The organism is Achromobacter sp. UBA5777, from assembly GCF_002418565.1.
Taxonomy (GTDB): Bacteria; Pseudomonadota; Gammaproteobacteria; order Burkholderiales; family Burkholderiaceae_B; genus Achromobacter; species Achromobacter animicus.
Genome location: NZ_DIEJ01000185.1, coordinates 1 through 9,503, shown reverse-complemented (window position 1 = coordinate 9,503; position 9,503 = coordinate 1). Strand labels below are relative to the sequence as shown.

General features: G+C 66.2%; 9 protein-coding genes and 1 pseudogene. 5 read left to right on the top strand and 5 right to left on the bottom strand.

Annotated elements, in window-relative coordinates:
• The 5 genes and pseudogenes from B3446_RS14595 to B3446_RS14575 form a co-directional block, all read left to right on the top strand.
• Positions 1 to 198: pseudogene (locus B3446_RS14595) on the top strand (cobalamin-binding protein); the annotation flags it as partial.
• A gap of 139 nt (positions 199 to 337) precedes the next feature.
• Entirely contained in the window at positions 338 to 1,141 is an 804-nt protein-coding gene (locus B3446_RS14590; protein ID WP_175125167.1) for a thiazole synthase, read from the top strand.
• Positions 1,138 to 1,980 (top strand): bifunctional hydroxymethylpyrimidine kinase/phosphomethylpyrimidine kinase, encoded by an 843-nt coding sequence (thiD, locus tag B3446_RS14585; protein ID WP_291382706.1) that lies wholly within the window; start codon positions 1,138 to 1,140, stop codon positions 1,978 to 1,980. Before B3446_RS14590 ends, thiD begins: the two co-directional genes overlap by 4 nt.
• A gap of 156 nt (positions 1,981 to 2,136) precedes the next feature.
• Positions 2,137 to 2,817 carry a protein-L-isoaspartate O-methyltransferase family protein gene (locus tag B3446_RS14580; RefSeq protein WP_191579260.1) on the top strand — a complete coding sequence of 227 codons (681 nt, stop codon included), beginning with the start codon at positions 2,137 to 2,139 and terminating at the stop codon, positions 2,815 to 2,817.
• An 80-nt stretch (positions 2,818 to 2,897) separates the two neighbouring features.
• A complete protein-coding gene (locus B3446_RS14575; protein WP_291382704.1) occupies positions 2,898 to 4,229 on the top strand; it encodes a TolC family outer membrane protein in 1,332 nt (443 codons plus the stop codon).
• Positions 4,230 to 4,785: 556 nt separating this feature from the next.
• Here the strand turns inward: B3446_RS14575 and rfaE2 are convergent.
• From rfaE2 to B3446_RS14550, 5 genes are all read right to left on the bottom strand, one after another.
• A complete protein-coding gene (gene rfaE2, locus B3446_RS14570; RefSeq protein WP_291382701.1) occupies positions 4,786 to 5,274 on the bottom strand; it encodes a D-glycero-beta-D-manno-heptose 1-phosphate adenylyltransferase in 489 nt (162 codons plus the stop codon).
• A 19-nt stretch (positions 5,275 to 5,293) separates the two neighbouring features.
• Positions 5,294 to 6,172, bottom strand: a complete 879-nt coding sequence (locus B3446_RS14565; RefSeq protein ID WP_175125163.1) for a ferritin-like domain-containing protein — start codon at positions 6,170 to 6,172, stop codon at positions 5,294 to 5,296.
• 181 nt (positions 6,173 to 6,353) lie between these two features.
• A complete protein-coding gene (gene ubiB, locus B3446_RS14560; protein ID WP_291382699.1) occupies positions 6,354 to 7,907 on the bottom strand; it encodes a ubiquinone biosynthesis regulatory protein kinase UbiB in 1,554 nt (517 codons plus the stop codon).
• Between the two features lie 3 nt (positions 7,908 to 7,910).
• A complete protein-coding gene (locus B3446_RS14555; RefSeq protein ID WP_291382697.1) occupies positions 7,911 to 8,549 on the bottom strand; it encodes a ubiquinone biosynthesis accessory factor UbiJ in 639 nt (212 codons plus the stop codon).
• Positions 8,550 to 8,730: 181 nt separating this feature from the next.
• Positions 8,731 to 9,503 (bottom strand): Tim44 domain-containing protein (locus tag B3446_RS14550; RefSeq protein ID WP_291382695.1); only part of this gene is annotated, 773 nt, incomplete at its 5' end.

Genomic DNA, 9,503 nt, shown 5'->3' with positions numbered 1-9,503 from the left:
CGGCCCGAGGCCGTGCTGGCCGGCGTCTCGCGTCCGGAAGACACGGCCAGGAATCTGGCTGCATGGCAGGCGATGGGCCTGCCGGCGGCGCGCCAGGGCCACGTCTACGGCGTCGATGCCGACGCGCTGTACCGGCCCGGGCCCCGGCTGATCGACGCGGCCGAGACCGTCTGCGCCGACCTGGACCGGGTGCGCTGACGCGCGCGATCCGCAAATAGTGGAACGCGCGGGCCAGTGCCCGGCCCTGCCGTCCGGCGGACTGCTTTATCATTCGGCATCAGTCAGCCAGTCCCCCGCGGGCCTCGCATCGTGCGCGCCCGCCCTTTGAAGCACCGCCATGACCACACAAGACACTCTCACCATCGCCGGCCGCGCCTACTCGTCGCGCCTGCTCGTCGGAACCGGCAAGTACAAGGACTTCGAACAGACCCGCGCGGCCCTGGACGCCAGCGGCACGGAAATCGTCACCGTCGCCATCCGCCGCACCAACATCGGCCAGAACGCCGGTGAGCCGAACCTGCTGGACTACGTTCCCACCTCGAAATTCACGCTGCTGCCCAACACGGCCGGCTGCTACACCGCCGACGACGCCGTGCGCACGCTGCGCCTGGCCCGCGAACTGCTGGACGGCCACGACCTCGTGAAGCTCGAAGTGCTGGGCGACCCGCACACGCTGTTCCCCAACATGCCCGAAACCCTCAAAGCCACCAAGACGCTGGTCGATGAGGGCTTCAAGGTCATGGTCTATTGCACCGACGATCCCATCCAATGCCGCATGCTGGAAGACATGGGCGCCGTGGCCGTCATGCCGCTGGCCTCGCTGATCGGCTCGGGCATGGGCATCCTGAATCCCTGGAACCTGCGCCTCATCATCGACCAGGCCCGCGTGCCGGTCGTGGTCGATGCCGGCGTGGGCACCGCGTCCGACGCCGCCATCGCCATGGAACTGGGCTGCGACGCCGTGCTGATGAACACCGCCATCGCCGGCGCGCGCGACCCCATCCTGATGGCCAGCGCCATGAAGAAGGGCGTCGAAAGCGGCCGCGAGGCCTTCCTGGCCGGCCGCATGCCCAAGAAGCTGTACAGCGGCGCGCCCAGCTCGCCCACCGAAGGCCTGATCACCGGCGGTCCCGCGAAATGAATTCCCGCCAGCCGGCCGCCAGCGGCCGTCCGATCCCCAACGCGCTGACCATCGCCGGCGTCGACCCTTCCGGCGGCGCCGGCATCCTGGCCGACGTCAAGGCCATGAGCGCGCTGGGCGCCTACGGCTGCGCCATCATCGCCGCGCTCACCGCGCAGAACACGCAGGGCGTGACCGGCATCTCGCCGGTGCCGCCCGCCTTCGTCGGCCTGCAGATCGACACCCTGTTCACCGACGTGCGCATCGACGCGGTCAAGATCGGCATGCTGGGCCAGCGCCCCGTCATCGAGGTCGTGGCCGAAAAGCTCGCCAAATGGACGCCCGCGCACATCGTGCTGGACCCGGTCATGGTCGCCAAGAGCGGCGACCTGCTGCTCGAGAACGATGCCGTCGGCGCCATGCGCGAAGCCATGCTGCCCCTGACTACCCTGCTCACGCCCAATCTTCCCGAAGCCGGCGTGCTGCTCGAAGAGCGCCCCGTCGAGACCGTCAAGGAAATGCGGCGCGTCGCCGAGCGCCTGCGCAACAAGCTGGCGCATTCCGGCGAACGCTGGGTGCTCGTCAAGGGCGGCCACCTGCCCGGCAGCGAAACCATCGATTTGCTGCACGACGGCGACCGCATGATCGAACTGCCCGGCCACCGCATCGACACCGCCAACACGCACGGCACCGGCTGCACGCTGTCGGCCGCGCTGGCGGCGCTGCTGCCGCAAATCGGGGACGTACCGAAATCGGCCAAGCGGGCCAAGGCCTACCTGACCGAAGCCATCCGCCACGCCGAGCGCCTGTCAGTCGGCTCGGGCCACGGCCCGGTCCACCATTTCCACGGTTGGTGGTAGGTTCGACTGCCCCCCCAAAGACGGCGCCCCGCGGGGCGCCGTCTGCATTTCGGGGGCCGGGGCCGCGCCTGAAACATCTGCCGCACGGGCGCGCCGTCACAGGACGCTACGAATCGGTACAATGGCCCGTTGATTCCTCTGTTTTTTCTGACCGTCATGAACGCTTCGACCCTGCCCGACGTAGAACAAGCCCGCTTCAATATGGTGGAACAGCAGATCCGCCCGTGGGACGTCCTGGACGCCAACGTGCTGCAAGCGCTGTTCGATGTGCGCCGCGAACAATTCGTTCCGCCGGCCCTGCGTGGCCTGGCGTTTTCCGACCTGGAGCTGCCGCTCGAGATCAACGCGGTCAACACGCGCCAGACCATGCTCGCCCCCAAGGTCGAAGCCCGTCTCGCGCAGGAACTGCTGCTGACCAAGTCCGACTGCGTGCTCGAAATCGGCACCGGCTCCGGCTACCAGGCCGCCCTCCTGGGCTACCTGGCGCAACAGGTCACCTCCGTCGAAATCGACAGCCGCCTGGTGACCTTCGCGCAGCAGAACCTGCAGATGAACAACGTCACCAACGTCAAGGTCGAGACCGGCGACGCCCGCAATGGCTGGGGCTCCACCGAATACGACGCCATCCTGGTCACCGGTTCCGTGCCGGTCGTGCCGGACGCGCTGAAGTACCAACTGCGCGTCGGCGGCCGCCTTGTCGTTGTCGTCGGCCAGACGCCCATCATGACCGCCTGTCGCATCACCCGCACCACCGCCGCCAGCTTCGAAACCGTCAAGCTCTTCGAAACGGTCATCAAGCCGTTGCGCGGCGTCACGGTGTCGCAGTTCAAGTTCTAACTCCGCGACCTCGCCGCCTTTTGCCCGGCCCCCATGGGGCCGGCGTCACGTCCGGCGGCCCGGCGTATCGTTGAAAGATCATGCGCGTCCGCTCACTTACGGCTTTACTGGTTTTCACCTGCGCCGCAAGTGCCGGCCCGCTGACCGCGTCCGCCCAGAACCTGGTCCAGGTCTGGCAGGCCGCGCTGGGCAATGACCCCACCTACGCCGCCGCGCGCGCCAACTACCGCGCCGGCCTCGAAAAAGAACCCCAGGCCCGCGCCCTGCTGCTGCCCCTGATCACCGCCGAAGCCGGCGGCGCCTACCAGGAAACCCGCAGCACCCGCGGCCTGTCCTACGCCTACAGCGGCGGCCGCGGCGTGTGGGACCTGGCGCTCACCCAGCCGCTCTTTGACTGGGGCCGCTGGCAGAACTTCGAGCAATCCAAGCTCATCGTCGCCGACGTCGAAGTGCAACTCCAGCAGGCCTATCAAGACCTCTTGCTGCGCGTCGCCGACGCCTACTTCAACGTCCTGTACGCCCAGGACACCCTGACCGCCACCGAAGCCGAAAAAACCGCCGTCGCCGGCCAGCTTGAATCCGCCAAGCGCAATTTCGAACTCGGCAACGCCACCATCACCGACACCTACGAGGCCCAGTCGCGCTACGACCTCGTCGTCGCCCAGGAACTGCGCCTGCAGAACGACCTGGAAGTGCGCCGGGACGAACTCGCCAAGATCATCGGCACGCAGCCCGGCGCCCTGGCCGAACTACCCTACGGCGTGCAACTGCCCGCCCCCCAGCCTGCCCGCATCGCCGACTGGAGCAACCAGGCCCAAACCTCCAGCCTCGAAGTCCTGCGCGCGCAACTCCTGACCCGCATCGCCGGTCGCGAAATCCAGATCGCCAAGAGCGGCCACTACCCCACCCTGAACCTGCGCGCCACCAGCGGCAGCGCCAGCGACGCCGTCATGCGCAACGCCGCCCCCGGCAAGCCCATCGACAACACCATCGGCGTAGTTCTCTCCATCCCCCTCTACTCGGGCGGCGGCGTTTCCTCGCAAGTCACCGAAAAGGTCGAACTGGAACAGAAGGCGCGCTACGACTACGAAACCGCCCGCCGCCAGGCCGTCCAGGCCACCCGCCAGTACTACACCGGCGTCACCAGTGGCCTGGCCCGCATCCAGGCCCTGGAAGCCGGCGAAAAATCCAGCCGCGCCGCGGTGGAAGCCAACCGCACCGGCTACGAAGTCGGCGTGCGCATCAACCTGGACGTCCTGAACGCCCAGCAACAGCTCTACGCCACCCAACGCGACCTGGCCCTGGCCCGCTACAGCACAGTGCTCTCCAGCCTGCGCCTGAAGGCCACCAGCGGCATCCTGGCGGAATCGGACCTGGAAGCGATCAACCGGCTGCTGCGCACGCCGCGCTGAGCGCGTTTCTACTGCTGCGACCAGTGTCTGACACCCTTGGACGCACTGTCTGGAGCTGAAGATCATCTCTACGGGTGTCAGACACCCAATCGACTCCCTACGCCCCCCCCAGCGCGCGAGCGCACCCCCCCACAACGCCCCACAACTCAGATGCCGATTGCCGCCGCCCGGGCGGCAGCAATTCGGCGGCCCGCAGATCTCCTTCCCTGACCACAGGTCTTGCGGCGCGCAAACCAAAGACCCTGGCAGCACGGTGTCGCGGTCACCGTGGGCGCGAGCGCCGTCGATGCGCCCGAGGGAATCCGTAGGGAGCCGAAGGCGGACGAGGATGACAACGGGGCAGTCCGGAGCGAAGGCTCCGGACCGCAATCGTGGGCGATCGTGCCCACGGTGACCGCGGCGCCGGGCGACCTACGAAGATCGGTCACTGCCAACGAAGACCGACGCCACGAGATGCGAACACCACACACGCCACCGACAAAGCCCCCCAAAAAGGCAAAAAGAAAAGCGGCCTACAGAGGCCGCCTTCAATCCGATATGTAGATTCACCAGCGAATCACCCGCCCTGAATCTTCTTCACCAACGCCGTCGTAGACCGCTCAAACTCAAAAGGAATCGCAACGGCCCGTCCGCCCCAGGTCTTCACCAGCGCAGTCTCCGGCAACGTCTCCATATCGTAATCGCCACCCTTGACGATCAGATCGGGCTTGATCTCTCCGATCAACGCCTCAGGCGTATCTTCATGGAAGGACGTGACTACGGTCACGAATCCCAGCGCCGCCAGCAGCGCAGCGCGGTCTTCCATCCGATTGAGCGGACGCTCGTCGCCCTTGCCCAGCCGCCGCACCGACTCATCGGTATTCACCGCCACAACCAGCGTGGCGCCAAGCTGCGCCGCCTGATCCAGATACGTCGCATGCCCGCGATGCAGGATGTCGAACACCCCGTTCGTAAACACCAGCGGCCGCGGATAGCGGCCAGCGGCAACGGCAACGACGAGTTCGTCGCGGGACAGGACCTTGGATTCGAAGCGGGCGGCGGGCATGCGGCGATTATAGGAGGGATCAGGCGCCGCCCAGGATGATCTCTTTGTCCTTCGGCACGATCAGCGCCGACACTTCCTTCCGGTAGCGGTTCAGATCCTTCACCGTCTCGAAGCTGCGGTCCATCAGCTTCGACAGAATGTGCAGAATCCGCGTCGCCACCTTCTGCTCCCACACCCCGTCAAAACGGATCTGCGTATCCAGCCAGTGCTCCAGCCAGCCCGGCTCCGGCAGGCGCGACTGCACCGTATCGTTCGGGAACAGATCCTTGTTCACGTGCAGATTGGTCGGATGCAGCGCCTGCTGCGTGCGGCCCGCCGACGCCATCAGCACCCCGATCTTCGAGAACGCCAGACGCGCCTCTGCGCTCGTGTCCTGTCCGCGATCATGCAGCGCGCGGCGCATGTACTGCAGGTAGGCGCCCGCGTGGCGCGCCTCGTCCTGCGCCACCGTCTTGTAGATCGCCTTGATCACCGGCTCCGTGTGCCATTCGGCAGCGCGGCGGTACCAGTGGTTCAGGCGGACTTCGCCGCAGAAGTGCAGCATCAGCGTTTCAAGTTCAGGGGCCTTGTCGAATTCAAAGCGCACGTTGTGCAGCTCTTCTTCGGTCGGCACCAGGTCCGGGCAGAAGCGGCGCAGATACTCGATCAGCACCAGCGAATGCTTTTGCTCTTCAAAGAACCAGACCGACATGAACGCGCAGAAATCACTGTCGCCGCGGTTGTCGCGCAGGAACATCTCGGTGGCCGGCAGCGCCGCCCACTCCGTGATGGCGTTCATCTTGATCGTGTGGGCTTGTTCGTCCGAGAGCTTGCTGCGGTCGAAATCGCCCCACGGAATATCGTGCGCCATGTTCCATCGCACGGCTTCCATGGTCTTGAAGAGTTCTGGATAAAGCATGTTCTGCCCTTGTATTCGTCCCGCTAGTGGGGCTATGAAAATTGATGAATGGCGCGCGCGTTCTTATAGGCGTGGGCGCTGCTTGCCAATTGCGCAGCGCTATTTTTCGCCGTCTCCCGCGAAGCTATGATGACCGTTTCATGAATGAAACATGACAGTAAGGTCTAGATCATCGCGCCGCCTATCGGGTCAACGCCCATATCGCGACCCCGACCGCCAGCGCCAGCACACCAACCAGCGCTGCAACCAGCCGGTTGTTCTGCTCTTGGGCGCGGCGTAACTGCATCATCTCGGCCAGCATCGCGGGCGAGACATTGGGTCGGCTCAGATGGTCATGGACCAGCCTGGGCAGGGCGGGCAGCATTTGCGACCACTGCACGGCCTCTTTTTCCAGGCTTTGCCGCAGGCCCTGGAATCCGACACGCTGACGCATCCAGCGTTCCAGATAGGGTTTTGCGGTCTTCCAGAGGTCGAGGTTGGGATCGAGCTGACGGCCCAGTCCCTCGACGTTCAGCAGGGTCTTTTGCAACAGGACCAGCTGCGGCTGGATTTCTACGTTGAAACGGCGCGAGGTCTGGAAGAGCCGCAGCAGCACCTGCCCCAGCGAGATCTCCGACAGCGGCCGGTCAAAATACGGTTCGCAGACGGCGCGCACCGCGCCCTCCAGCTCTTCCTCGCGCGTATCCGGCGGCACCCAGCCCGACTCGATATGCAGTTGCGCCACGCGACGATAGTCGCGATGGAAGAAGGCCAGGAAATTCTGCGCCAGGTAATTCTTGTCGAACTCCGACAGCGAGCCCACGATGCCGAAGTCCAGCGCGATATAGCTGCCCAGCGTGTCGGGGCGGTCCGATACGTAGATGTTGCCCGGGTGCATGTCCGCGTGGAAGAAGCCGTCGGTGAACACCTGCGTAAAGAAGATCTCCACGCCCGTGCGCGCCAACGTCGGAATGTCGATGCCGGCTTCGCGCATGCGCTCGACCTGGCCCACGGGCATGCCGTACATGCGCTGCATCGTGAAGACGGTAGAGGCCGTGTATTCCCAGATCACCTCGGGCACGATCAGCATGTCGCCCCGGCCGGATTCCGGGCCGAAATTGCGGCGCAGCTGGCTGCAATTGGAGGCCTCGCGCACCAGGTCCAGTTCGTCGTGCAGGTACTTGTCGAATTCCGCGACAACCTCGCGCGGCTTCAGGCGGCGGCCATCGGCGCCCAGGCGCTCGATGATGCGCGCCACGACCTTCAAGAGCGACATGTCCTTTTCGATGATGCTGAGCATGCCCGGACGCAGCACCTTCACGGCGACCTCACGGCCATCGTGCAGCACCGCGAAGTGGACCTGCGCGATGGACGCCGACGCCACCGGGTCCACGTCGAACTGCGCGAACAGCTTTTCGGGCGGTGCGCCCAGCGCCGCCTCGATGCAGGCAGCGGCCTGCGCGGACGGGAACGGCGGCACGCGGTCCTGCAGCAACGCCAGTTCGTTGGCGATGTCGGCGGGGATCAGGTCCCGGCGGGTGGACAACACCTGCCCGAACTTCACAAAGATGGGACCCAGCGATTCCAGCGCCAAACGCAGCCGCTGCCCGCGCGGCGAGCGCGGACGCGTGCCCAGGCGCATGACGCGCAGCAGGCACGTGGCCAGCGGGTGATTCAGGCTGGACAGGACCAGCTCGTCCAGGCCGTAGCGCAGCGAGACGACGATGATGCGAAAGAGGCGCAGCAAGGGGAACATGGATCAGGCGCCCCGCTTTGCGCCGGCCGAGGCCAGGCGGGTTTGCAGCGCGGCCGCCGACCGCGCCAGCGCATCCGCGCGCGCGTTCAGGTCGGCCAGGTCCAGGCGCCATTGCTCCAGGGCCGGGCGGCCCGCCAGAACACCGCTTTCTTCGGACAGATATTCAGAGACATTCTCGGCCAGCCGCTGACCCGCATTGCGAGCCCCGCCGGCCACCGCGCGCGCGCCACCCACAATGCGCAGCGCGGCGATGTCGCCCACCACCCGGGCAAGCGCGTCTTCGGGATCGAACCGCAATTGCTTGGACAGATCTGCGACCACCTGGGCCAGCGCCGCGTCGCCCGAAATATGCGTGGCCTCGGCGAAATCGGGCTTGTCGTGCCCCGCGCCCAGACGCGGCAACGGCAGCTTGTCTGGCGACACGGTCAGCGTGACGTCGGGCACCACGGCCGGATCGGCCTGATCGGCCAGCCCGTCGCTATCGATGGATAGACCAAGCGTGAAGCCACCCATGACGAAACGCACCGTCTTGCCGGCATGCCGCGCCAGGCGTTCGCGCGCCCAGTCCTCGCGCCGCAACAGGGCGTTGAGGGCGCTGACGGCCAGGCGCTTGGGGGTGGGCAGGAACGAAAAAGGCAGCATGAGCGGTTGCAAGGACCCGGGAGGGCTTGCCGAAGTTGATGGGTAAATCGGGAGTGTAACGGGTTAGATGAGAGCCTGTTTTGCGGAAGGCACATGAAAAACCGGCCCTTTGGGGGCCGGTTCATGCGGACGCCGTGACGGCGTCCGCGGCAGAGGGCCGGTCGAGCCGGACCGCCAGGGTTTAGCTGGCGTGTTCCACCGGGATCTGCTGGATGCCGGCCAGCAACCAGCCGCCATTGGCCGGCTTGAACAGGTTCCAGACTTCTTCGAAGCGGAAAGCCTCGGCGCCCGGGGCCTCACGCAGCATGCCGGAGAAGCGCACGCTGGCCAGGTGACCGTCGGAGACGGTTTCGATGCCCAGCATCTCGGCGTTCAGCAGGACCACTTCGGTCTTGTTGGGCGCCGCGCCGCGCTCGGCCAGTTGCGGCTTGAGTTCGGTGATCAGGTCGTCGGTCAGGAATTCACGCAGACCGTCGGTGCTGCCGCTGTCCCAGACAGCCTGGATGCGGACGAACTGTTCCTTGGCTTGCTTCAGGAAGGCCGGCGTGTCGAAATCGCCCGGCACGAACCAGTTGTTGTCATCGCCCGCCTTGGGCAGGACGGCCGGCGGCTCGATGGGAGCGGCGGCCACCGGAGCGGCGGCTGCGGGTGCGGCGGCGCCCGGCTTCAGCGCTTCACGCCACATCGGTTGCTGTTGCTGCTGGCCCGAGGCGTTGTTGTTGCCGCCAAATGCGCCCTGGGTGGCAGTGCGCGGACCGGCGCCACGCAGGCGGCGGATGATGAACATGACGGCAAAGACGACAGCAGCGATCAGCAGCGCGGACGACAGGAACTCCAGGAATGCGCCCGACAGGCCCATGCTGGAGAGCAGCGCGGCGATACCCAGACCGGCGGCGATACCGGCGATGGGGCCCAACCAACGCGAAGCGCCGCTCTTGGCGGCGGCGCCCGCTG

What these genes read in the sequence shown, in the direction of transcription:
- B3446_RS14590 (WP_175125167.1), top strand. Translation starts at nt 338, where the DNA reads ATGACCACACAAGACACTCTCACCATCGCCGGCCGCGCCTACTCGTCG.
- thiD (WP_291382706.1), top strand. Translation starts at nt 1,138, where the DNA reads ATGAATTCCCGCCAGCCGGCCGCCAGCGGCCGTCCGATCCCCAACGCG.
- B3446_RS14580 (WP_191579260.1), top strand. Translation starts at nt 2,137, where the DNA reads ATGAACGCTTCGACCCTGCCCGACGTAGAACAAGCCCGCTTCAATATG.
- B3446_RS14575 (WP_291382704.1), top strand. Translation starts at nt 2,898, where the DNA reads ATGCGCGTCCGCTCACTTACGGCTTTACTGGTTTTCACCTGCGCCGCA.
- rfaE2 (WP_291382701.1), bottom strand. Translation starts at nt 5,274, where the DNA reads ATGCCCGCCGCCCGCTTCGAATCCAAGGTCCTGTCCCGCGACGAACTC.
- B3446_RS14565 (WP_175125163.1), bottom strand. Translation starts at nt 6,172, where the DNA reads ATGCTTTATCCAGAACTCTTCAAGACCATGGAAGCCGTGCGATGGAAC.
- ubiB (WP_291382699.1), bottom strand. Translation starts at nt 7,907, where the DNA reads ATGTTCCCCTTGCTGCGCCTCTTTCGCATCATCGTCGTCTCGCTGCGC.
- B3446_RS14555 (WP_291382697.1), bottom strand. Translation starts at nt 8,549, where the DNA reads ATGCTGCCTTTTTCGTTCCTGCCCACCCCCAAGCGCCTGGCCGTCAGC.